A 26370-nucleotide genomic window follows, 5' to 3' on the forward strand; every position below is an offset into this window, starting at 1 on the left:
CCACTTAATTACGCCGATTGTTTTGGTGTTGCGCCTCCCCCCGCTAAAAGGGAGGCGCAGGTCTGACTTAGCTTTGCTGGACGTGTAAACCGTGTTGCACCAGTACGTCTCCCAACGTGTTGGATGTATCGAGTGAAGCGTTGTGATAAACGTCGAAGGTCAGGCCATCCACCGTACGTTGCCCGGTTTCAGCCCATGCGCCGTCGGTACCCATTTGCAGGTTCACCAGGCTGCCTTCGCCCCCTTTGATGATCACTTCATCCGTCGGGTTGTCCTTCACGTTCAGCGCCTCGTGCAGATTCAGCGAGATGCTGTTGGTGCCGGAAGTGCCCAAATCGAAGATGTCGATATGTTCAACTTTCAGCCCGAGCAAAGTCAGATCCAGATGCTGATTGGTGCCCGCCAGCAACAAGGTATCGACACCGGTCCCGCCGTCGATTTGCGAGAAATCAAGGGTATGAACCGAGATGGTGTCGTTACCGGCGCCGCCGATCGCCACGCCGTCCGTTGCCGTCAGGTCGATGGTGACACCACCAATCGAGAACGCCGTGTCCGCATGAGATGTGGTTTCCGACGTTGCACTGGTCGAGGTGCTGGTGGTGGACGAACTGGTGTCCGCTGTGACCAGCGGATCGGTCAGCGTACTGGTGGTGTGGGTGGTGGTGTCTGTGGTTGAACTGCTGGTATCGGTGGTGTGAACCGCCGCCAGCGTATGGGTGTCCTCTACCGCCAGAGACTGTACGGCGAGCGTCTGGGTGTCAGCCGGCAACGTTGAACCTACGGTCAGACCGACATGTGCATCAAAACCATTACCTGCCACATCGACGGCTTTAAGTTCAACAACCGCGCCAAGTAATGCCGCCAGCAACCCGGTCAGTCCGTAACTGCTCAGCAATGCGCTGCTGAACTTAACCGTCCATGAACCATCGGCCTGTACGGTGCCCGCCAGCGTATTCCCCAGCAGGGTCACGCTGACCAGACCGCCTTGAGCGATGTTGCGGCTGGTCCCGCTCAGCGTCAGCCCCTGTCCGCCCAGAATACCGCCCACCACGCCAAGGGTCAGGCCGAGCAACGGATTCAGCGCGACCAGTGGCAGTTCATGAGTCAGTACGGTCAGCAGGTTCGAAGACGTTGCAATGTTGCCCACGGAGTCCGTGACCACCACAGAAACCTGTGTCGAACCGTCGGCCAGCCCTTTGAGTTCTGCAGAGGTAAACGGCACGCTCCAGACGCCGTTCGTGATGGTGCCGGTATGCGTCACCGTCCCGACGGTCACGCTCACCGTACCGTTCGTCAGGTTGGACGTCCCGGTAATGTTGGTATTCACCCCCGCTTCCGCCGCATTCAGATAATGGTCGCCACCGAACAGCGTGTTGACCACCAGCGATGGCAGCGTATGAATCCCCACCGTCGCCGTTGCGTTGCCGCTCACCGCATTGCCTGCGGCGTTAGTGACGGATGCAGCCACGTTCAGTGTGCCGTCGAGCAGGCTCGAAAGCGTCAGTTGCGGGATCGCGACACTAAAGGTGCCGTCGGCTTTCACCAGCGCGGTCAGGATATTACCGCCGACGTTGATGCTGACTGTCGAACCCTGCGCGTTAGTGGTAGTCCCGCTGATAGTCTGGGTGAGCAGCGCATCGGCGGCGTTGAGCAGGCCATCGCCAAACAGCGGGTTGAGGGTAATGGTTGGCAGAGACTGTGCGACTACGCTCAGTACACTGGTCACCGACGCCGGGTTGCCGGTGGCATCCGTCAAACTGGCGACCACGTTTGGCGAGCCATTGAGAATGGTCTTCAGATCCACCACCGGAACGGTGACGCTGAATACGCCGCCGGTACCGGTTGTCGCCACGTAGTTTTTACCGTTGAGGCTAATCTGTACCTGAGTTCCCACCGCCACGTTGCTGGCGACACCGCTGATGGTCTGGCCCGTCAGCAGGTCAACCACGTTAAGCACGCCATCGCCAAAGATCGGATTAAGAACAATCGATGGCAGATTGTGGATACCGACGTTGATGCCGACAGTATTCGATGCGGTGTTGCCCACCGGATCGGTCACCGAGGTGACGATCGTCAGGTTGCCGTCAAGCAATCCGGCCAGTTGCAACGGCGAAAGTGACGCGGAGAATTTGCCGTCACTGCCGACGACCGCAGTCAGATTCAGCAAGCCATCACCAATGTTGATGTTGACCGTTTCACCGACGCGTCCGTTGGTCACCGTCCCGCTGATGGTCTGCGTGAGCAGCGCTTCAGCAGCATTAAGAATTCCGTCACCGCCAAAGATCGGATCCAGCACAATTTTCGGTATCGCGTTGACAATGGACGTCAGCGAACCATTGACCGTGGTGGTGTTGCCACCGCTGTCCGTGACAGAAACGCCGACCACAAAGGTGCCGTCGCCCAGTGCTTTCAGGTCACCCGGTTGCAGGGTGATGCTGAAGGCACCGGTGTTGTCGGTCACGCCGAGGAAGGTTTTCCCGCCAAGCGTCACCTGAACCTGCGTGCCGGTCGCCACACCCCCGATCGTCCCACCAATCACCTGAGTAGTCAGGGCGTCAGCGGCGCTGAGCAGCCCGTCACCCAGCACAGAAGTGAGGTTGATGACCGGCCTGACGAGGTCGAGTACGGCGTTGGCAGCCGCAGTGCCGACGTTACCCGCCGCATCCACAACGCTGACGCTCACAGCCGCTGTCGTACCGGCCAGCGTGCTGAGAATATCCGGTGTAACGGTGACCAGGAAATGCCCCGTCGCATCGACCACGCCATTAATAGTCTGTGTACCGACCTGCACCGCAATCGCCGTTCCTGCTGCCACGTTCGACACGGTTCCGCTGATCGTCTGATTGACCAGCAAATCGGCGATATTGAGCACGCCGTCGCCAAACACCGTGTTAAGCACGACGGTTGGCAGGTTGTGGATCGCAATACCCACCGGAATCGTAGTGCTGGTGGAGTTGCCCGCCGGGTCTGTCAGCGTAATGCCTATGTTCAGATTGCCGTCGAGCAGCGTGGCCAGGTCACCCGGCAGAATGCTGATGTTCCAGGCACCCGCCGTCACCGTTGTATTGTAGGTTTTACCGCCCAGCGTGACGGTCACCTGCGTGCCATCCACTGCCGTTGCCACCCCGCCGATAGTCTGTGCGGTCAGTGCTTCGACCGCATTCAGCAGGCCGTTGCCGCCAAAGATCGGATCAAGCGCACCCAGCACCGGCAGGGTTTTTATGACGTCAATGTTCAGCGGTTCAACTTTGACGTTACCGGCAGCATCAGTGATGGTCAGGTTCAGAACCTGTGTGCCATCACCCAATGCACCCAGCAACGTTGCCGGAATGGTGAAGGCCCATGCACCGTTGGCGCCGACGATGGCAGACAGTGTCGTGCCGTTAATCACGGTAGACACCACTGAACCCACGCCTGCGCCAATTGCCGTACCGCTGAGGATTTGCGCGACCTGAGATTCCGCCAGACTGAGGTAACCGTCGGTTAGTCCCAGTCCGCTGGCCACGCTCACATCGAGCAGTTTGTTGAAGAAAATATCCAGACCGGCTGAGACGCTGGTGGTGTTACCCGCCGCATCGGAGACCGTCGCCGCCAGGGTCAGGGAACCGTCATTGAGCAGCAACATCTGCGCTGGCGTCAGGTTCAGAGACCAGGCGCCGCCCGGCTGAATGAGTGCCGTCCCGATGGTTGCACCACCGAGTGTCACCGTCACCGTCTGACCATCCGCACCGGAGGACGTCCCGCCGAGCACGACGTTTACCAGTGATTCAGCCAGATTAATGATGTTGTTTCCGGCAACCGCATTAAGGGCGAGCAGCGGCGCGGAAGTATCGACAGTAATCGGATGTGGCGTCGCAGCCCCGAGGTTACCGGCAGCATCCGTGACCGTCGCGGTAATGGTGTTGCCGGTGCCCTGCGGCAGCGCCTGCAAATCGGCGGCCGGTACGCTGACCGACCAGAGACCGCCCGCCAGCACGGTCGTGGTGTAGGTTTTACCGTTGAGCGAAACGGTCACCACACTGCCCACATCGTTATTGTTGTTATCAACCACCGTACCCGAAATGGTTTGCGCCGATTTCGATTCAAGGTTGTTGATAGTGTTGTCCGCAGTAAAGTCGTTGATGGTCACCACCGGCGCGCTGGTATCGACCACGACGGTTTGTGTGGCAATGGTCGGCGGAAGAAGGGTGGTTGCGGTGACCGTTGTATTGGTGCCGTTCACGAATTCAGAAGCCGCCACAGAAACTGACCAGGTCCCCCCGGTGACCGTGGCCACATGCGCATTGCCCCCCACCGTCACATTCACCGGCGTGCCGTCCGGCACGTTGATGGATTTACCAGAAACGGTGATGTTGGTCGGATTGTTATCCGCCACGTTGATGACGTTGTCGCCGGTAACCGGATCAATCGTCAGCGTTGGCGTGACTGGCGGCGTCAGATCCACGCTGACCGGCAGGGAAACACCGTTAGCCAGGTTACCGGCCAGATCGGAAACTTGCGCAGTGATAATTTCACCGGTGGTCAGCGTAGCCAGTTCCGCCGGGGTCAGCGTTAATGTCCATGAGCCATCACCGAGTACCGTTGCCTGATGGGTAATGCCGCCGACAGCAACAGTCACCTGTTGCCCGGCCTGCACATTCACGGTGGTACCGGTAATGGTTTGCGGGTTTTGACTTTCTGCATAGGTCAGGTCAAAACCGGTACCGGCAAACGAGGTGACTGCCACTGATGGAAGCAGGGTGACAGCAATGCCGACATCGGTTGAGGCCGAACCGGTATTACCGCCGCCGTCCGTCGCGGTCACGCTGATCAGCTGCGGTCCCTGCGGCAGATCGGCGATTTCCCCCGCGCTCAGAGAAACCGTCCAGTTACCGTCCGCATCTACCGTCGCGCCCGGAATTGCGATACCGCCGACAAGTACCACCACGCTTTGCCCGGCACCCGTCACGCCCGTCGTCCCGTTGAGGATGACTGGCGTTGTGGCAACCGCGGCTGCTTCGGCGGCACTCAGATAACCATCACCAAATGGCGTGTTGATGGTGACACCTGGTGCGGTGAGATAGCTGGTGAATGGCAGCGTCGCTGGCGCACTGTTGCCCGCCGCATCCGTAACCGTCACGTTGATATCATGCGTACCACTGCCCAGAGAATTCAGTACGCCCGCAGGCAGGCTGACAGTCCAGTTACCTGTGAGCGGATCGACAGTCGCGGTATAGGTGGTGCCACCGACGTCGATAGTCAGTTTAACGTTCTGGTTGTCGCCGGTGATGCCGGTGTTACCCGTGATGATGTTCACACCTGCGGCTTCAGCGATATTCAGGTTGCCGTCCGCGAAAGGTTCATTAATGACCGGCACCGGCCCGGACAGGTGGGAGGTAAAGCTTACCGTTGCATCATTATGGTTACCGACAGCATCGGTCGCCGTGACTGTGATGGCATGCGTTGCCGTCGCCAGCCCCAGCGTTGCCAGCTGGGCAGGCGTCAGGTTAAGACTCCAGGCGCCGGTTGCCGCATCCACCGTTGCCGTAAACGGACTGCCCGTGATGCCCGCAATAGCGACGCTGACGGTTTGCCCTGCGCCGATCACTCCGGTTGTACCGGTAATGGTCTGCCCGCCGGTCGCCACAGAGGCTTCCGTAATATTCAGCGTGCCGTCACCGAATGGCAAATCGATGGTTGGTGCAGGCAGGGAATGAATCTGTACCCCGACAGAAACTGGCAGCACCGAGGAGTTTCCGGCGCTGTCGGTCACGGTTACAACAACCGGCCAGGTGCCATCCTGCAAGGACAACAGCTGGGCAGAAGTGAGTGAAACGCTCCAGGTTCCGTTCGCTGCATCAACCACCACCGGCACAGCGTTACCGTTGATGACCACGGTAACTGTCTGGCCTGCACTGGTGATCCCGGTGGTGCCGGTGATGACCTGCCCCAGCGGATTAGATGCTTCATCGAAGTTCAGAATGCCGTCGGTAAATGGCGTGTTGATCCCGGCTACCGGCAGTGTGTGCGTGAGGGCGGTGAAATCAAGGGTTCCGGCAGTGCTGACGTTGCCCGCACTGTCGGTGGTGGTCACGCTGATGGTGTGTGTCGCATCCGCCAGCCCCTGTAACAGGCCGGAAGGCACGGTGGCCGTCCAGACGCCGTTATTGCCGACTGTTGCCAGCACCGGTGTGCCGTCAATCGTCACCAGAACGGTCTGGCCCGGACCGGTAATGCCGGTAGTACCGGTAATCAGCTGAGTGGCTGCCGCTTCGGCGGCGTTCAGAATGCCGTCGGTGAACGGCGTATTAATCGTCGGCACCGGCGGTGCGCCCAGCTCGATATCCAGACTGGCGCTGGAAGACGCCGGGTTACCGGCCACGTCCTGCGCCGTCACGGTGACCTGCACCACGCCGCTCGTCAGCCCGCTGAGCGCACCCGGCGCAACGGTTGCAGTCCAGCCAAGTCCGTCCGGATTGACCGTCCCGGATACCGGCGTCGCCAGCCCCGGAATGGTCACCAGAACGGTCGAACCCGGTGCCAGCCCGCTGCTGGTGCCGGTGAGTGTGATCCCTGCGGTTGCTTCACTGATATTGAGCACACCATCGCCGGCCACAACGCCCAGCGTCAGCACCGGCAACGCATGGATTGCCAGCGTAAAATCAGCAGAGTTACTGGCGGTGTTTCCGGCTGCATCGCTGACGCTGACGCTGACCGTTTTGTTGCCGTCCGTGGTGATGGCCTGAAGATCCACGCCCGGAATATTCAGCGTCCACACGCCGGATCCGTTGGCCGTACTGAAGTAATCCTTACCGTTAAGCGTAATTTTGACGACCAGATTCGGGTCAGTCTGACCGGTAAGCGGAAGGCCTGCCACGGCCTCAGCCAGATTGATGTAACCGTCACCGCCGGTATTCACCGTGACACTCAGCGTCGGAGCAATCAGGTCTACCGTGACGTTTTGCGTCGCAGTCGCCACATTTTGCGCCACGTCATCCGCCGTCACGGTGAAGGTGTTATTGCCCGCTGGCAATTCCTGCACCTGCGCCGCCGTCAGCGGAATACTCCAGCTACCATTGGCCTGCACGGTCGCGGTATACGTGTGGGTATAACCTTCACCGGTGATGACCAGCGTGATAATTCCGCCCACAGGAACACGGGTTGACGTGCCGGTAATGGTTGTCGCCTGGTTGTGTTCGATGATGTTGAAGTTGCCGTCGCCGGACACCGCGTTAATGGTCACCGTTGGCAAGTCACCCGGCTGGGCAATTACGGTAGCATTGTGCGACGCCGTGGCCGGATTCTGCGCCGCGTCGGTCACGGACGCCGTAACCGTCAGCGGCCCGTCGGACAATCCGACCAGATCTTCCGCTGGTACACTCGCCGTCCAGCTTCCGTTCGGCTGCACAATGGCCGTGTAGGTCTGGCCGTTAAACACCACTGTAACAACCTGGTTTGCTTCTACATGCGTCGTGGTACCGGTAATCGGTACCGGCTGGCCTTTTTCGATAGCGTTGATGTAATCATCAGTGGAAACCGCGGTAATGGTCAGCGTTGGCAAATTAGCCGCAGCCGCATCGACGCTGAAGGTATGGGTTCCGGTCGTCACGTTCCCGGCCGCATCGGTGATGGTTGCCGTCAGCGTATAAGTAGTATCCGTCAGTGCCTGCACCACACCACTTGGCAGCGTGAAGCTCCAGCTGCCATCCGGCTGAACAACAGCGTTGTACGTCACGCCGTTGAAGCTCAGTACGACAGAAACCGTCTGACCGGCATCCGGCAGATCGGACGTTCCGCTGATCACCACCGGTTGCAGCGCTTCGGCGGCGTTGATGATGTTATCCGTCGCCACCGGGTTAAAGCTCAGCGTTGGCAACGTGTAATCGACTGTGATTGCACTGCTGACGGTACCCACGTTGCCGACGCTGTCGGTTGCCGTGACCAGAACCGTTTGCGGGCCTTCCGATATGGCCTGCAAATCCGTTGCGCTGAGGGTAACCGTCCAGACACCGTTCGCATCTACAGTCGCCGGGTGATCGACACCCTCAATATTCACTACCACCGTCTGGCCTGCGCCCAGAAGGCCGGTCGTCCCGGTCAGGGTTTGGGCAACATCGGCTTCATTGAGGTTGAGGAAGGTATCGCCAAACGGCGTGTTGAGTGACGGCACCGGCGGATGCGCGGCAACTACGGTGTAGGTTTCCGTCGTCGTCGTGGTATTTCCCGCCAGATCTTTCAGCGTGGCGGTCAGCGTATAGCTACCGTCTGCTGTGCCGGTCAGCGTGCCCGCCGGAACATCGAAGCTCCACGCACCGCCAGGTTGCACGACGGCCTGATAAGTCTGGCCGCCAAATTGCAATGTCACTGTCTGCCCGGCATCGGCCGCATCCGCCTGCCCGGAAAGCGTAATGATACCCGCCAGCTCCTGCGCGTTGATGACGTTATCGCCTGCAACGTTGGCAAGCGTCAGCGTCGGCGGTGTGAAGTCGATATTGACTGAACCGGTCGTAGTGCCGGTGTTGCCACCGGCATCGGTCACGTTAACCTGAATTGGCGTCGGACCTTCGGTTACACCGGTCAGGGTGCCCGCTGGCACGGTGACCGTCCAGGTGCCATTGCTGGCCACAGTGCCGGTCAGGGTATGACCGTCGATGATCACCTCAACCGTCTGGCCGTCACCGGTCAGGCCGGTCGTCCCGGTCAGAGTCTGTACGGCGGCCGCTTCAGCGGTGCCCAGCTGGCCGTCACCAAACGGTGCATTGATGGTCGGGACAGGTACCTGCGTGTAAATGCCAATATCGACCGTACTGGTGACGTTACCCAAATCGGTGCTCACCGTGGTGGCGATCACATGGCTGGTGCCATCCGCCAGCCCCGCAAAGGCGGATGATGGAATATTGACTGACCAGTGCCCGGCCGCATCAATAACCGTTGTCGGGTAATTCTGCCCGCCCAACGATACGGTGACGACTGTGCCAATCGGGACATTGCTGGTGGTGCCGCTGACGGTGATCCCCGCAGCCGCCTCCGTCGCGTTGACGTTATTGTCACCGGCAATGGTATCAATCGAAATCCCCCCCAGCGTTGTATCAACCGTAATCGGGTGCGAGGCGTTTTGCGGATTCCCCGCCTTGTCACTTACGCTGGCCGTAATGATAAACTGGGTATTACCCAGTTCCTGTAAATCAACCGCCGGAACGGAAACGCTCCACGCACCGCTGGCCTGCACAGTGGCGCTATAAGTGTGTGCACCCAGCGTAATCGTCACTGTCTGACCTGCTTCCACATGCGTCGTGGTTCCGCTGATCAGCTGCGCGGTCTGTTGCTCGGCGCCATTAAGCACATCATCACCGGCGAAGGTGTTAACGGTAATCGTTGGCAGAAGCGCCGGATCCGCCACGATAGTCACCGGCGTGCTGGTGCTGCCGGTATTGCCTGCCACATCGGTAATGCTCGCCGTCAGGGTGTACTGACCGTTAGCAACGCTGGCCAGCGCGTCAGCCGGAATATTCACCGTCCACGCGCCCCCCGCAGCGACCACGCCGGTGTAAGTGTGCCCGCCGATGGAAACCGTCACGGTCTGGCCGACTTCTGTCACGCCTGTCGTGCCGGTTACCGCAATAACAGCGTCCGCTTCCGCAGCATTAATGGTGCCATCACCGGCAACAGGGTTGATTGTGACGGTCGGTGCGACAGTATCAACAGTGACCGGGACCGTGATGTTGCTGGTATTGCCCGCGGCATCGGAAGCCGCGACCTGAACCGTTGTCCCCCCCTGACCCAGTGTGGAAAGCACCGTTGACGGAACGGTCACGGCGAATGAACCGTCGCCGCCCACCGTTGCGGTATACGTTTCCCCGCCCAGCGTCACAGTGACAGTTTGCCCGTTGCCGGACACGCCGGTGTTACCGGTCAGCGTCTGACTGGTCGCCGTTTCAGCGGCATTCAGAATGCCATCGCCAAATGGCGGGTTGAGGGTCACGGCTGGCAGGTTATGAATGATGACGTTCAGAACGTCGGTGTTGCTGACCGGGTTCCCTGTCGCATCGGTCGCGCTGACACGGATCGTGTTCGGGCCATCGCTGAGCGTCGCCAGATCGCTGGCTGAAACCAGCGCACTCCAGGCACCGCCAACGCCGACAGTGGCGGTGTAGGTTTTACCGTTCAGCGTAATGGTCACGACGCCGTTCACCGGCACGTTGACCGAGGTTCCGCTGATGGTGACACCCGCCGCCGCCTCAAGTGCGTTCAGCTGGTTATCGCCGGTTACCGGATCCACGGACAGGCCGCTTTGCAGGTTGTTAACGGTGATCTCTTCCGAACCGCTGGCCGGATTCCCGGCTTTATCAAGCACGGTGGCGGTGATTTGCAGCGTTCCGTTAGTCAGTGCGGTCAGCGCCGAAGAAGGGACACTGGTGCTCCAGCTGCCATTTGCCTGCACGGTCGCCGTGTAAGTAATGCCGTTGAGCAGGATGGAAACGACCTGACCGGCTTCCACATGAGTGGTCGTGCCGCTCAGGGTCTGCGCCGCTCTCTGCTCAGCTCCATCGACAATGTTGTCACCAGCAAAGGCATTGAGGGTAATGGTCGGCGCGGAGGTCGGATCGGTGGCCAGCTGAACGTTAGCGCTGACTGTCGTGCTATTGCCCGCCGCATCCGAAAGCTGTGCGGTCAGCGGATATTGTCCGTCGGCCACACCGGCCAGCGCACCGGCTGGCACTGTCACACTCCACTGTCCGTTGACGCCGACAACGCCGGTATAAGTCTGGCCGTTTAGCGTCACCGTGACGGTGCGCCCCGCATCCGCAACAGAGGCGGTGCCGGTGACGGCGATGTCTGCCGCCGCCTCACTGATATTGACGTAACCGTCGCCGGAAACCGGGTTGATGGTCAGCACAGGCGCGGTCAGATCGACCGTTGTGGTGGCGTTCAGCGTGGCGGTGTTGCCTGCGCTGTCCGTTACATTGACCACTATCGCATTACTGCCCGCCGGTAACGCCTGCAAATCGGCGGACGGAAGGCTGACCGACCATGCGCCGGTACCATCCACCGTGGCGTTGTAGGTATGTCCGCCAATCGTCACGGTCACAATCTGCCCGTCACCGACTTTCCCGGTGGTGCCGGTCAGAGTTTCAGCTGTTGCCGCTTCGGCAATATTGAGATAACCGTCGCCAAACGGTGTGTTAAGCGTCGGTACCGGACTGATCGCATCGTAATTGACCGAAACGCTGTTACTTACCGTCGAGCCATCCATTGCCTGAACAATCGCGGTAAATTGCAGGTTGCCCGTCAGGCCCCCTGCCGCAGCAAGCAAATCGTTGGATGTCAGTTGCACCGACCAGGTACCGTCCGGCTGTACCAGCGCCAGACGAACCAGGGATCCGAAAGTAAGTTGTACCAGCTCAAAGGTTGAGACCCCCAGCGTGGTACCGGTCACCAGGAAACCGTTCTGCGTTTCCTGCACGTTGATAACGTTGTCGCCGGTAATCGGCGCAATGGAGATACCTTCCTGCGTAATATCCACATTGAAGGTGTCGGTGCCCGGAGTGGCCGCATTACCGGCCTTATCCGAAACCGTCGCCGTAATAGTTTGCGTACCGTTTGTCAGCACAATCATATCCGCAGCCGGAACGATGACGTTCCAGTTACCGCTGGCCTGAACAGTAGCGGTATAGGTATGTCCGTTCAGGGTGATCGTCACAATCTGACCGGCTTCTACCCGCGTTGTGGTGCCGCTTAATACCTGCGCCGTTTTGACTTCCGCACCGTTGATAAAATCATCTCCGGTAAACGGATTGATGCTGATAACCGGCGGCAGGAGAGGATCGGAAGCCACGTGGATCGTGCTGGTATTGGTGGTCTGGTTGCCTGCGGTGTCTGTCAGGGTCGCGGTGACCGTGACGTCCTGATCGAGATTACTCAGGGAACCGGCCGGAATACTCACGCTCCAGGTGCCGTTCGGCTGAACCACCGCGCCGGGATAATCCACGCCGTTGATGGTGATAACCACCGGGCGCCCTGCTTCACTGACCGATGCTGTCCCGGTCAGGATCATGACCCCAGCGGCTTCGGCCACGCTGATATAACCGTCGCCTTCCAGCGGATTGACGGTCAGGGTTGGCGCAATGGTGTCAACGCTCACTGGCGTGGTGAGGGTGTTATGGTTGCCCGCGGTGTCCGTCACGGTCACCGTAATATTGTTGGTGCCTTGTGGCAGAGTGCCGAGTACAGATGGCGGTACGCTGACGGTAAAGCTGCCGTCGCTGTCGACCGTGCCGGTGAGTTGCTGCCCGCCAATGGTCACGGTAACTGTCTGGCCGTCGCCTTTCAGGCCGGTGTTACCCGTCAGAATCTGCGTGGCGGTGGATTCAGTACCATCAAGCGTGTTATCGCCGCCAAATACCGGATCCAGAGTTGGCGGGACGCCGTGAATGGCAACATTAAGACCGGTCGACTGACTGATAGTATCGCCCTGAGCATCAACCAGACTGACGGTCAGGGTCGTTTCGCCATCGGTCAGCGCCTGTAGCGCCGGGGAAGGCACGCTCAGGCTCCAGCCGCCGTCAGCGTTAGTGGTTGTGTGATACGTCACACCGCCAAGAACTACGGTAATTTGCGTACCCGCCGCGACATTTGACGTCGTTCCGGTGATCACCAGCGCGGACTGTGCTTCGGTTGCATTGAGCTGGCCGTCGCCGGAAATCGGATTGACGGTCAGAATGCCCGCGCTGTCATTGATGACAAAGCTTTCCGGTGTCGTGGTTGAGTTACCGGCGGCATCCGTGAGCGAGGTGGCGAGGGTGTAATTCCCTTCGGCCAGCGCAGAAACGACGTTGGCCGGAATAGTGACGGACCAGGTGCCCTCTGAGGTCACGGTGGCGCTGTAGTGCACGCCATTAAGCACCACATCGACGGTGCGCCCGGCTTCAGAAACCGAGGCGGTTCCACTCACGACCAGCGGTTGCTGATGTTCAATCGCATCGATGACGTTGTCACCATCCACCGGATTGACTGTCAGCACCGGCGGGGTGGTATCAACCACCACGGTGACGCTTTTGGTCACGCTATCGCCATTGGTGTTGGTTACAGTCACACTGACCACGTAAGTGCCGTCGGCCAGCGTGTGCAGCTCAGCCGCCGTCAGCGGAACACTCCAGTTGCCATTGCCGTCAACGGTGGTTGTGAAGGTTTTGCCATTGATGGTCAGCACGATGGTGCTGCCTGCGGCGGCGTGAGTGGTGCCACCGGTGAAATTCTGGGTACTTTCTGCGGCCGTTTTATTGACGACGTTGCCGTTGGCAAACGTGGCCAGCGTCAGCGTTGGCGCTTCATTGGTGGTTCCGCCGTTGTTGCCGCCGTTATTCCCACCATTGTTGCCGCCGTTATTCCCGCCATTGTTGCCACCGTTATTCCCGCCATTGTTGCCGCCGTTATTCCCGCCATTGTTGCCGCCATCGCTTCCGCCGTTATTACTGCTGCTGCCCCCGCCGCCACCACCGCCGCCGGCGGCAATCGCGATACCCGCGCCGAGCGCCACAACGCCCAGCACCGCGGCTAATACGCCCGGGCTAAAGCTTGAGGAATCTTCAAGCAGAACACCGATATCCGGGATGGTCTGATAAGCGGGAACAATCGGTACGGCACCGGCTGTGGCACCGGTATCGACAAACGCGGCGTGTTCAATGGGATGAACCCCATCATCGAATACCAGAACGCTGTCTTCGGCACCTTCGGTGTTGAAGAAACTGTGGTAGCGGACGGTGCTGCCGTCTTTCATGTGGATGACGAGATCATTGCCCACGCGCTCATAGCTGGACACCGCTTCACGGGTGCCGTGAATGCGAATTATGCTGGCCTGATTGAGGGTAACATCCTGACTGGCACTGGAAACCTGAGAGATTACTGCACCATTTTTACGAGAGAGAACATCAATAACAACGCTACCGTTCTGAGCCATGTTGTACCCCTATAACATCCAGTTGAGACTCACACGCGCATGGCCCACGCTTTCCGTTATCGGAGAAGAGCGGTTCAGCAGGTATGATGACCATTACGAAAATGGGTTAACTTCCAACTGGTGTTGGGGAATGCCATAGACTACAAATCGAGCAATTAACACGTCATTTAAGGCTAGAATGTTCTTTTTATGTAATCGTTACGGTAACTTTTTGTCCGAAACTCCATAAGTTATATGCATGATTTAAGTTAAGTGCATAAAAAAAAGATAATCTTTAAGATAAAATTTATTTATCGTTTGGAGTGGAAATATAAGTTTGACGCGAGGTAATTCCTGTTCTAGCCCAAAGCGTTAAAAAACAACATGATGATAAATAACAAGTTTGCAACTTCATCTTAAAGACTAAGCGGGATCATTATTAATAAAATCAAGCATTAGCCGCACTGATAACTCATCAAATTGACTTACCAATTGTGTGATCGCCTCTTAGATTTTCTGGCACTACTGTATTCCGCCAGCAAATATTTAAGACTATGCGCAATCACAGTGACTTATGCTTTCTGATAAGATGCCCGGTTAGTAAGTTTGTGTGATGTTTTTCAGAACCTCTCAGCCGTTAAAAGCCTACGGGTTAAGCGAAAACCGGGTTGTCGTGCAACCCCTTCCGGCCCGTTTCAGAGAGAAAACCGGCAGCAGGATTGATTAATTAATTTTTTTTATAATTTCGCCAATCAGTACAAAGGGATTTTGCACCATGCCTCATGACCCGCTGCTCACACAGCCTGCTAAAGAAAGTATTTCAGACGTTGATTCACAGAATTCTTCAGAAGAACAAATCGCCGGAACGCCACAGCCCGGCGTCGCACAGCAACACGCGACACGGCTTATTTTTCTGCTTTCCGGCTTTGCCATGGCAGCCTGGGCGCCGCTGGTGCCGTTTGTAAAATTGCGGCTCGATATCAGCGACGGCACGCTCGGATTATTGCTTCTGTGTATCGGCGCAGGCTCGACGTTTTCGATGCCGCTGACCGGTTTTCTCACCGGTAAACTCGGGTGCAAAACCGTGATTTTAATCGCCAGCACATTGCTTTTGCTGGCGCTGCCGTTACTGACGCTAATGAACAGCGTTGAAGGTATGGCGCTGATTTTGCTGGTATTCGGCGCAGCAATTGGCATGGTCGATGTGGCGATGAACGTTCACGCCGTGGTGGTCGAAAAAGCCAGCGGACGCGCGATGATGTCCGGGTTCCATGGCTTTTTCAGCATGGGCAGTATTTTTGGCGCACTGGCCATCACCGGCCTGCTCTTTCTGGGCATGACACCGTTTATTTCGGTGATGATCGTGGTGGCCGCGCTGGCTGTTTTAGTGGTGCTGACCAGCCCTCATTTTTGGAAAGACACCCGTCACGACGGCGACGGGCCGATGTTTGTTCTGCCGCGCGGCTGGGTGATTTTGCTCGGTTTTTTATGTTTTGTGATGTTCCTGACCGAAGGCTCAATGCTGGACTGGGGCGCGCTGTTCCTGACCACGGAACGCGGCGTTTCCGCCCATCAGGCCGGTCTGGGTTATGCGGTGTTTTCTATTGCGATGACCCTGGGCCGCCTGACCGGCGACCGTATTATTGCGGCAATGGGACGTTATAAAGTGCTGATGTTTGGCAGCCTTTGCGCCAGCCTTGGTATGATTTTACTGACCACGGTAGACAATCTCTGGTTTGCCGGTCTCGGCTTCATCATGACCGGTTTTGGTGCGTCGAATCTGGTGCCTATTATGTTCAGCGCCGCGGGGAATCAGACGGCGATGCCCGCCAGCATGGCTATCGCTTCCGTGACAACCCTGGGTTATGCCGGTATTTTGGCGGGTCCCGCGCTGATTGGCTTTATCGCGCAACTGAGCAGTTTGTCTGTCGCACTGGGCTGCGTGGCAGCAATGATGTTATGTGTCACGGCCTGCGCGAAAGCCGTGCTCCGATAAAAGAGTGATAACAAGAATGAAGGAAAAAATTCATCATCATGGCTGGTAAATATTTATCACTGACATCAACCAACATTACGCGTTTCTTCTGGTTGTTCATTCTGTTGCTGGTCGTGGGGCTGGGCCTTTACGGTTACAACTACACCAACGCGTACATGAATGACAAACTGCACACGACGCAAACTCTTGCCGATCAGTTGCAAAAACGCATCGATAAATATCGCTACATGACTTACCAGATTTACGATGATTTTTCCGGTCAGCCGATGACGCCCGATGCAGTGAATGCGCAGGAAATCCGTCTTCGTCAGGATATGTTCTTCGTTTCCAAGCCGCATAAGAAAACGGATGCGCTGATCTTCGGTACGCACGACAGCTCGACGCTGGATCTCACGTTGAAGGTCTCGGCATTTCTCGACGATCAGTGGGGCTCAACCACCCTGCCTTATTCCCTGTATTATCTGAATGGCCAGGACAACAGCATGATGCTGATTACCACAGTGCCGTTGCAGCAGCAGGATTCCCGGCTGAAAGAAAACTATTTCACCAGCACGCTGCAATCGCGCCGTGCGGAGATGCTCCAGCAAGCCAACACGCTGGACGAGCGGGAAAGTTATTCTCCGCTGCGCAAATCCCGCCAGAGCAATGAATATTCATTCTCCCTGCGCACGACCTTCAATAATCCGGGTCATCTGGCAACGGTAATTGCCTTTGATTTACCGATGAGCGACCTGATCCCGTCGAGCATGGCGCGGGATAATTTCCAGCTCAACGGCAATACCTCGGACGTCAATGAAGGGGATCCGACCGACGACGGCGCCGCGAGTACCATTACGCTGCAAGGCTGGTCGATGGTCTTTAATGTCCCTCTGAACAACTCTCCGCTGTCGCTGACTTACCATGTGCCGCTGTTTAGCCTGGTCGTGGATCTGTCGCGCAACAACTTCTGGCTGATCCTCATCAATCTGTTCCTGATGGGGCTTGCGATGGCGAGTATCTATTTCATCCGCCATCAGTACATCCGCCCGAGCGAAAATATGGCGGCGCAGTTGCAGATGCAGCAGGCGCTCAATCAGGAAATTATCTCCGGTCTGCCGCTCGGATTGCTGGTGTACAATTTCAGTAACCACAGCGTGATCCTGAGCAACAAGATTGCCGATCAGCTGTTGCCGCACCTGAGCCTCAATAAAATTGCCAATATGGCCGAGCAGCATCACGGTACGATACAGGCCACCGTCAATAATGAGGTGTACGAGATACGCATGCTCCGCAGCCAGATTTCACCGGAAACCTACCTGTTCATGCTGCACGATCAGGACAAAGAAGTGATGGTGAACCGGACGCTGCAACAGGCCAAACGCGAGTTCGAAAAGAACCTCCAGGCGCGCAAACTGATGCTGCATAATCTGGGCATTGAGCTTAACCAGCCGCTTCAGGAACTCAACGGACTGGCGCAGGCGCTGACCGAAGAACAGCAACCGGAAGAGCGTCTGGCGCTGGAAGCCAAACTGCTCAATGAATCGCGTAACGCACTGACGCTGGTGGACAATATTACCCTGCTGACGCGGCTGGAAACGCAGGACTGGCAGCCTTCCAGCGACGGTTATGTGTTATCGGCGATGGTTGATGAACTGTTACTCGACGCCCTGCCCCGCCTCAGCCAGAAAGGGCTCGGGCTGCTGAACCATTTCCAGATTGCGCCGGAAGCGTCCTTTGTTGGCGATATGCAGGCGGTGAAGAAAATTCTGTCGCTGCTGATCGATTACGCCATCGTTACCACGTCGCTGGGCAAAATCACGCTGACCAGTGAACAGGACGAAGATCGCCCGGATCAGCTGATTTTCCACATTACCGACACCGGCAGCGGAATTTCGAAGGAAGAATTGAGCAATCTGAATTATCCTTTCCTGAGCCAGACGTTAGTCGATCGCTTTAATCACGGGTCAGGACTGACGTTCTTCCTGTGTAATCAGCTGTGCAAGAAGCTCGGCGGTCAGCTCGAAATCCGCAGTAAGCTGAACATCGGAACCCGCTACACCGTGCGCGTGAAGCAGCGTCCGCAGGCGCAGGAAGTGGAAGCCGAACATGAGCAGTTGCTCAATGATGTCACGGTTTTACTCGACATCACCTCGGAAGAAGTTCGCGGCATTGTCACCCGCACCATGAATGCATATGGCGCGGTGTGTATTGTGGCAGACGAGCGCCAGGTGACGCGCGAGTACGACGTTTTACTGACGGATAATGCGCAAAACAGCGATAAATATACGCTGCTGCTGACCGACGATGAAGCCGGTTTCCAGCCGCTTGAAAAGCATTATATTCGCGTCAATTACAACATCAGCAGTGCGCTGATCGACGCAACCTTACTGTTAATCGAACAGCAATTTTCTGTTTCCGATGACAGTGTTTCACCCGAAGAACCCGGCGAAGACTCTCTCGATCAGTACGAAAAGCAGTTAAAATCAAGCGATTACTATCAGCTTTTTGTCGAGACAGTACCGGAAGATCTTGAGAAACTGTATAATGAAAACCAACGTCGTGATTTTACGTCACTGTCACAAACAGCACATCGCCTTAAGGGGGTATTCGCCATGCTGAATCTGACTCCCGGCAAGCAAATGTGCGAAGCGTTAGAACAATACATCGCAGACGGCGATGCATTACAGATTACTGAAACCATCAATCACATTGATTCTTTTGTCTCCAGACTGCTCCAGCAAGGTAGCTAATCACATGAATAATATGAACGTAATTATTGCTGATGACCATCCTATCGTCCTGTTTGGTATTCGTAAGTCCCTTGAACAAATTGAATGGGTGAACGTTGTCGGTGAATTCGAAGACTCGACAGCACTGGTTAACAGCTTAAGCAAACTTGACGCCCATGTTCTGATTACTGACCTTTCAATGCCAGGCGACAAATTCGGCGACGGCATTACGCTGATCAAGTACATCAAACGTCACTATCCGCAGCTGTCCATTATTGTTCTGACCATGAACAATAATCCGGCGATCCTGAGCTCTGTCCTGGATCTGGATATTGAAGGGATTGTGCTAAAACAAGGCGCGCCAACCGATTTACCGAAAGCGCTGGCCGCGTTGCAGAAGGGCAAGAAGTTTACCCCTGACAGCGTTGCCAAATTGCTGGAAAAAATCAGCGCCAACGGTTACGGCGACAAGCGTCTGTCTCCGAAAGAAAGCGAAGTTCTGCGTCTGTTTGCAGAAGGCTTCCTGGTGACAGAGATTGCTAAAAAGCTGAACCGCAGCATCAAAACCATCAGCAGCCAGAAGAAATCTGCGATGCTTAAACTGGGCGTGGAAAACGATATCGCCCTGCTTAACTACCTGTCTTCCGTCAGTTCCCAGCCAGTCGATAAAGACTAACGTTTCAGGACGTTACTCTGATTATTGAACGTTAAGACATAAAAAAGGCACCTCCGGGTGCCTTTTGCTTTTCTATTACTGCTCACTTTCCCGTTTCTTGCGAACCAGCGCGCTGTAGTAACTAAGCGTATCGCGCAACGTCTCCAGCGTGACCGGTTTCGACAGGCAGTTATCCATCCCCGCTTCCAGACAACGCTGACGTTGTTCGGCCAGTGCGTTGGCAGTCACGCCAATCACCGGCAGCGTATGGCCCAGCTCACGCAGTTTTTGGGTCAGCCCGTAACCATCCAGCCGTGGCATGTTTACGTCACTGAGAACGATGTCGATTTCATGGGAACGCATGGCGTCCAGCGCGTCCATACCGTCATTCGCCGTCACCACGACGTATCCCATCGTGCCCAGCTGATCTGCCAGCAGACGCCGGTTGATCGGATGGTCATCCACCACCAGCAATGTGATATCGCTGTAATCGTGAACCACAGTGGCTTCCGGTGCCGGTAAACCGCCTTCTTCTGCTGACGTTTCCAGCCGGTAAATACGGTTAAGCAGCGCGGTGATTTCCAGCGGCGTCGAGGTGCTGTGAACCCAGTACCCCGGGCGTGTCTCGACCGGCGGCCCGATGTGCGCGATAGAAAACTCAATCTGTGCCGCCAGTTCACCTTTGTGGATGAGCGGCGTATCGGTGATCAGCACATCTTCGCGCTGGCTTTGCATTCCTGCCTCAAAGCGCTGAATATTCGCGCCGTGGTAACGTAGCAGCTGCATCAGATAGCTTTCCAGATACGCGTTACGCACATCCAGCCAGACCGTTTTGTCCTGCCAGTTATCGAGCGGTTCTTCGGACGGGAACGTGGCGTTGTACAACGGAATACGCACGGTAAACGAACTGCCCAGCCCCGGTTCGGATTCAACGTCAATGTCGCCATCCATCAGGTTGATCAGCTTTTCACAAATCGCCAGCCCGAGCCCGGTGCCCTGGAAGTGGCGCTGCACGCCGGTTCCGACCTGGAAGAACGGGTCAAACAGGCGGGTGATTTCCCGCTCCGGGATGCCCACGCCGGTATCGCGCACCTGGAATTCCAGATAATTACCGCAGGTTCTGACGTTCAAAACGATACAGCCGGTATCGGTAAATTTGATCGCGTTATTCAGGATATTCGAAATGACCTGCTGCAAACGCACCGGATCGCCGTTAAACGACAGCGGCACGTTGTGCTCGATAAAACAGTAAAGGCCGAGGTGCTTTTTCACCACCAGCGGCAGATAGTTGCCGGCAATGTGGGTAATCACTTCACGGCACGAGAATTCCTGCGGCTCGATTTTCAGCTGCTCGGATTCAATTTTCGAGAAGTCGAGAATGTCGCTGATGATTTTCAGTAAAAGCGCCGAGGAGTTGTTCATCGCCGTTACCAGACGGTCAACGCCCTGCGGCAGCCCCTGCGTTTGCAGTAAATCCAGGTTACCGATAATCCCGTACAGCGGCGTACGCAATTCATGGCTGACCGTCGCCAGGAACATGGATTTCGACTGGCTGGCCTGTTCCGCCGCATTGGCCATTTCCTGGAGTGATTCCTCCATTTTCACCCGCGAGCTGACGTCTATCAGAACGCAGATGGCCACGTCTTCATTCCGGTAGCGAGAGTGAACGAAACTCAGCTGGATGTTGTTGTTATTCTTGGTAATCACATCAACAAAATTGACCTGCTGGTCGCAGATGATCCGCGTAATACGCTGGCGGTCTTCCTGCGTCAGCATATTGATATAATTATGCGCCAGCTCATTACTCAGGATATTCACGCCATCACTGATGCGCAGAATCGAAATTCCTACCGGCGCCGAGGCAACGATTTTATGGTTAAACTGCTCATGTTCTTCCAGACGGAACGCGTTTTCTTCCGCCGGTAAGAACATCTTACGCTCAAATACCCAGGCCAGAATAAATAGCAGCAGACCGGAGAAGATATTCAGCAATACGGCGTTGAAAATCAGTATCTTGAACCGTTCAAGCAAGGTGTTGAACGGCATTGAATAGACTACGCTCAGCGTGGATGGTGTCAGCGGCTTTTTATAAATGAGATCTTTATAGCCGTTCATGTAGCCGAAATAAGAGCTTTCTTCCGGGTAATTTCCCAGCGTCGCCGTGTTACCGTCATCTTCAGAAATGCTCAGCAACGGCTGATCGTCTTCATCCAGCAGCGTCACGCCGGTGTGCTGGGCATTAGGATTCAGTAAATCTTCAAGACGCAAATTTTGCTGAATACCCATCAGCGCTTCGAGTTTATTACCGACATAAATTGGGGTTAATACATACAGATAGCCGGAATCTTTATTACCGGACTGCGACACCCAGTACAGGCTGTTGGCCTTGTCCTGGTTTTTACCGTTGCGGTATTGCAGGATTTTCTCATGCAACGATTTCAGCTGCTCCTGACTTTCACGCTCCAGCGGTTCGCTGCTGACCCCAAAATCCACCAGACACAAATTCTCGCCGCTGATATAGAACACACGATTCAGATCGTAAGCATCGGAGAAATTGTCTTTCCAGTAATGGATCATGTTACCAAGCGACGCCAGCGAGTTGCGGTAGCTGCTGTTTATCTGAGAACAATCGGACTCAGGAAACAGCGAAAGATAGGTCGGCGGCGTGCTTTTGGTGCTGATCATGCCATTGATGATATCCAGCCCGTTCATGGAATCGCTGAGACGCTTTTCGGCCATGAACTTTATGCTGTGCATGACGTCATTGGAGTTTTTGACGTAGCTCTGCGCCAGATCGTAGTTGAGGTTATCCTCATCGCGGATCTCAGATTCTTTGTTGTGGAAGATATTCAGCACATAAAAGGTGGTCAGCAGCACACCCAGTGTCCACAACATAAGCGCCAGCACCCGGAACAGATAGCGGGATATTTTTAGCGTTGTTCGAAACGAAGCAAGATATTTCAAGGATTAACCATCGGTGTAACGGCTCAGTGAGCAGGATACGTTTAGGATTCAGAATACACTATTGTCGTGGTTTCTAAAAAATACGATGTTAATAAAAAAGGCATAACACGTTGCCATGTTATGCCCTTCATTTATCCGACTAAGAAAACTTATTCTTCTTCGTCGTCTGCTGGCTGATCGTCTTCACCTTCTGCGTCGTCCGGCAAATCGGCTGCTTGTGCCGCTTCCAGTTCGCCCGCTTCAGTGGCTACGCCATCCAGTTCTTCGTCTTCTACCGGCTCTGCAACACGTTGCAGACCGACGACGTGTTCTTCTTCTGCGGTACGGATAAGCGTCACACCCTGGGTGTTACGGCCTACTGTACTCACTTCAGAAACACGGGTACGCACCAGCGTACCGGCGTCGGTGATCATCATGATCTGATCCGCTTCATCTACCTGAATCGCGCCAACAACCGGTCCGTTACGCTCGCTCACTTTGATTGAGATTACGCCCTGCGTTGCACGGGATTTGGTTGGATATTCTGTGGACTCAGTCCGTTTACCGAAGCCGTTTTGCGTCACAGTCAGAATACAACCGTCGCCGCGTGGGATAATCAGGGACACAACGCTGTCGCCTTCGCCCAGACGGATACCGCGTACACCGGTCGCCGTACGGCCCATCGAGCGGACGGCTTCTTCGGAGAAGCGCACCACTTTACCGGCGGCAGAGAACAGCATGACTTCGTCTTTACCGTCAGTCAGGTCAACACCAATCAGCTCATCACCCTCGTTCAGGTTGATGGCGATGATGCCGGCGCTGCGCGGACGGCTGAAATCGGTCAGAGCAGTTTTCTTCACGGTACCGCTTGCGGTTGCCATGAACACATGACGGCCTTCTTCGTACTCGCGTACTGGCAGAATGGCGGTAATACGTTCGTTTGGCTCAAGCGGCAGTAAGTTGACGATCGGACGGCCACGGGCACCGCGGCTGGCTTCCGGCAACTGATAGACTTTCATCCAGTACAAACGTCCGCGACTTGAGAACATCAGAATGGTGTCATGGGTGTTAGCCACCAGCAGACGGTCGATAAAGTCTTCTTCTTTAATGCGTGCGGCTGATTTGCCTTTACCACCGCGACGCTGCGCTTCATAGTCGGTCAGAGGCTGATATTTCACATACCCCTGATGCGACAATGTCACCACAACGTCTTCCTGATTGATCAGGTCTTCGATGTTGATGTCAGAAGAGTTCGCCGTAATTTCGGTGCGACGCGGATCGTTATACTGATCGCGGATCGCTTCCAGTTCTTCACGAATGACTTCCATCAGACGCTCAGGGCTGGACAGGATGAACAGCAGCTCGGCGATTTGCACCAGCAGCTCTTTGTATTCATCCAGCAGTTTTTCGTGCTCAAGGCCGGTCAGTTTCTGCAAGCGCAGATCCAGAATCGCCTGTGCCTGCTGTTCAGTCAGGAAGTATTTACCGTCGTGAATACCAAACTGTGGTTCCAGCCATTCAGGACGAGCCGCATCATCACCGGCGCTTGCCAGCATCGCAGCAACGTTACCCAGATCCCATGAACGCGCGATCAGGCCCGCTTTCGCTTCAGCCGGCGTCGGTGCAGCACGGATCAGTTCAATGATTGGGTCGATGTTTGCCAGCGCGATGGCCAGTGCTTCAAGGATATGTGCACGGTCACGGGCTTTGCGCAGTTCGAAGATAGTACGACGCGTGACGACTTCACGACGGTGACGGACAAACGCAGACAGGATCTCTTTCAGACCGAGAATTTTCGGCTGACCCTGGTGCAATGCCACCATGTTGATGCCGAAAGAAGTCTGTAGCTGCGTCAGTGAATAGAGGTTATTCAGAACCACTTCACCGACAGCGTCGCGTTTGATTTCAATGACGATACGCATACCGTCTTTGTCGGACTCATCACGCAGTGCGCTGATGCCTTCGACACGCTTTTCTTTCACCAGCTCGGCGATCTTTTCGATCAGACGGGCTTTGTTCACCTGATACGGGATCTCGTGAACAATGATGGTTTCGCGACCGGTTTTGGCGTCCGCTTCCACTTCAGCGCGGGCACGGATGGAGATTTTGCCACGGCCTGTACGGTAAGCTTCTTCGATACCACGACGGCCATTGATGATCGCTGCCGTCGGGAAGTCAGGCCCCGGGATGTGTTCCATCAGCCCTTCAATGCTGATGTTTTCATCTTCGATGTACGCCAGACAGCCGTTGATCACCTCAGTGAGGTTATGCGGCGGAATGTTCGTCGCCATACCGACCGCGATACCTGACGAGCCGTTAACCAGCAGGTTAGGAATACGCGTTGGCATTACCGCAGGAATTTGTTCGGTGCCGTCATAGTTTGGCACGAAATCGACAGTTTCTTTTTCTAAGTCTGCCAGCAATTCGTGTGCAATTTTTGACATGCGGATTTCGGTATAACGCATGGCGGCGGCGGAGTCGCCATCCACCGAACCGAAGTTACCCTGCCCGTCCACCAGCATGTAGCGAAGTGAAAAAGGCTGAGCCATACGAACGATGGTGTCATAAACAGCAGTATCACCGTGCGGGTGATATTTACCGATAACGTCACCGACCACACGGGCCGATTTTTTGTAGGCTTTATTCCAGTCGTTACCGAGAACATTCATTGCGAAAAGTACGCGGCGGTGCACCGGTTTCAAACCATCGCGCACATCTGGGAGCGCACGTCCGACAATAACGGACATCGCATAATCCAGGTAAGAGTTTTTCAGCTCTTCTTCGATGTTAATCGGTGTGATTTCTCTGGCAAGGTCGCTCATGGAGCTGCTATCCCTCTACTGATTATTCATGGCCGCTGCCCACGTAGGCATATATAGCGCAAAGGTGTAAAACTATACCACAAACCAGCCAAACGTGGAAAACAACCTCCCCCTTTTGCGCAGTATTATCCAACATGATTCAAACCTTTGCGCAAAGCGCGTGAATTCGTACAAAGATTAGCCAGTCGCGACAAAACTGAACCAAACCGGACGGAATATGTATAATCCGCTCATCTGGATATAAGGAGTTCATCACGCTCATGACAACCACACCGGCCTCTAAGCCACAGAATATTGACCATGAAGAAATCGCCAAGTTTGAGGCCGTCGCCTCGCGCTGGTGGGATCTGGAAGGCGAATTCAAACCCCTTCACCGCATTAATCCACTTCGTCTGAACTACATTCTGGAGCGCGCCGACGGCCTGTTCGGGAAGAAGGTTCTCGACGTCGGCTGCGGCGGCGGAATTTTAAGTGAAAGCATGGCGGTGGCTGGCGCAGAAGTGACCGGTCTGGACATGGGCGGCGAGCCGTTGCAGGTCGCGCGTCTGCATGCGCTGGAAAGCGGTGTGAAAGTCACTTACGTGCAGGAAACTGTCGAAGCACATGCCGATGCGCATCCGCAGCAGTACGATGTCGTGACCTGTATGGAAATGCTGGAACACGTACCGGACCCGGCGTCAGTGGTTGCGGCCTGCGCCCGTCTGGTAAAGCCCGGCGGCCACGTTTTCTTCTCAACCATCAACCGCAATAATAAAGCCTGGCTGATGGCGATTTTCGGCGCGGAATACGTGCTGAAGATGGTGCCGAAGGGCACGCATGACATCAAAAAGTTCATCAAGCCGTCAGAGCTGCTGAACATGATTGACCGCACGCCGCTGTTTGAACGCCACATTATGGGGCTGCATTACAACCCTCTGACCGACCATTTCAAACTCGGGCCAAACGTCGATGTGAATTACATGATTCATACGCAGGCTGAAAATAACAGCGTGAGCTGAGTGCCCGAAATCACCCCTGCGTCAAGCCCGGAAGATGCGTTCCGGGCTGAAATCTTCAGACTTTACCCAAACATCCCTGCTCATAATTTCACTTAAACCTTAGTTTTTAGGGTGTTGGTTCATCCGGCAGGCGCAACATGTTTTTTTAGAATAGTTATCCAGATCAATATAGCGTTTTTTTCTAACGTTTAATAAACCGGCAGTCGATCACCTTTCGCAAAAATATAAGAAAATCGTATCTCAGATATTGACAGGTTTGTCGCGCCAGCAATGACGGACTCCTCAGGCTTGAGGCAAAAATTTCTCCCCAACTTATCCACAAAACAGGCCATT

7 protein-coding genes are annotated in these 26370 nt (G+C 55.6%); 4 read left to right on the forward strand and 3 right to left on the reverse strand.

Features of this window, described 5'->3' with window-relative positions:
• Positions 1-67: 67 nt before the first annotated feature.
• Positions 68-13936 (reverse strand): Ig-like domain-containing protein, encoded by a 13869-nt coding sequence (locus tag GW579_RS07100; protein WP_165058261.1) that lies wholly within the window; start codon positions 13934-13936, stop codon positions 68-70.
• 754 nt (positions 13937-14690) lie between these two features.
• Here GW579_RS07100 and GW579_RS07105 point away from each other — a divergent pair.
• The 3 genes from GW579_RS07105 to rcsB are packed head-to-tail and all read left to right on the forward strand — an operon-like array spanning position 14691 to position 19295.
• Positions 14691-15911, forward strand: a complete 1221-nt coding sequence (locus GW579_RS07105; RefSeq protein ID WP_235937320.1) for an MFS transporter — start codon at positions 14691-14693, stop codon at positions 15909-15911.
• A 38-nt stretch (positions 15912-15949) separates the two neighbouring features.
• Positions 15950-18640 carry a phosphotransferase RcsD gene (gene rcsD, locus GW579_RS07110; protein WP_165058263.1) on the forward strand — a complete coding sequence of 897 codons (2691 nt, stop codon included), beginning with the start codon at positions 15950-15952 and terminating at the stop codon, positions 18638-18640.
• 4 nt (positions 18641-18644) lie between these two features.
• Entirely contained in the window at positions 18645-19295 is a 651-nt protein-coding gene (gene rcsB / locus GW579_RS07115; protein ID WP_013574620.1) for a response regulator transcription factor RcsB, read from the forward strand.
• Between the two features lie 75 nt (positions 19296-19370).
• Here rcsB and rcsC read toward each other — a convergent pair whose 3' ends face one another.
• Positions 19371-22238: a two-component system sensor histidine kinase RcsC gene (gene rcsC / locus GW579_RS07120; protein WP_165058265.1), complete on the reverse strand. Its 2868-nt coding sequence runs from the start codon at positions 22236-22238 to the stop codon at positions 19371-19373.
• A gap of 149 nt (positions 22239-22387) precedes the next feature.
• A complete protein-coding gene (gene gyrA / locus GW579_RS07125; RefSeq protein ID WP_165058267.1) occupies positions 22388-25039 on the reverse strand; it encodes a DNA topoisomerase (ATP-hydrolyzing) subunit A in 2652 nt (883 codons plus the stop codon).
• 260 nt (positions 25040-25299) lie between these two features.
• Between gyrA and ubiG the strand changes: the two genes are divergently transcribed.
• A complete protein-coding gene (ubiG, locus tag GW579_RS07130; protein ID WP_152324347.1) occupies positions 25300-26037 on the forward strand; it encodes a bifunctional 2-polyprenyl-6-hydroxyphenol methylase/3-demethylubiquinol 3-O-methyltransferase UbiG in 738 nt (245 codons plus the stop codon).
• Positions 26038-26370 lie beyond the last annotated feature (333 nt).

This window comes from Rahnella contaminans, assembly GCF_011065485.1.
Lineage (GTDB): Bacteria > Pseudomonadota > Gammaproteobacteria > Enterobacterales > Enterobacteriaceae > Rahnella > Rahnella contaminans.

Coding starts and splice junctions, on each gene's coding strand:
- GW579_RS07100 (WP_165058261.1), bottom strand. CDS start 13,936: ATGGCTCAGAACGGTAGCGTTGTTATTGATGTTCTCTCTCGTAAAAAT.
- GW579_RS07105 (WP_235937320.1), top strand. CDS start 14,691: ATGCCTCATGACCCGCTGCTCACACAGCCTGCTAAAGAAAGTATTTCA.
- rcsD (WP_165058263.1), top strand. CDS start 15,950: ATGGCTGGTAAATATTTATCACTGACATCAACCAACATTACGCGTTTC.
- rcsB (WP_013574620.1), top strand. CDS start 18,645: ATGAATAATATGAACGTAATTATTGCTGATGACCATCCTATCGTCCTG.
- gyrA (WP_165058267.1), bottom strand. CDS start 25,039: ATGAGCGACCTTGCCAGAGAAATCACACCGATTAACATCGAAGAAGAG.
- ubiG (WP_152324347.1), top strand. CDS start 25,300: ATGACAACCACACCGGCCTCTAAGCCACAGAATATTGACCATGAAGAA.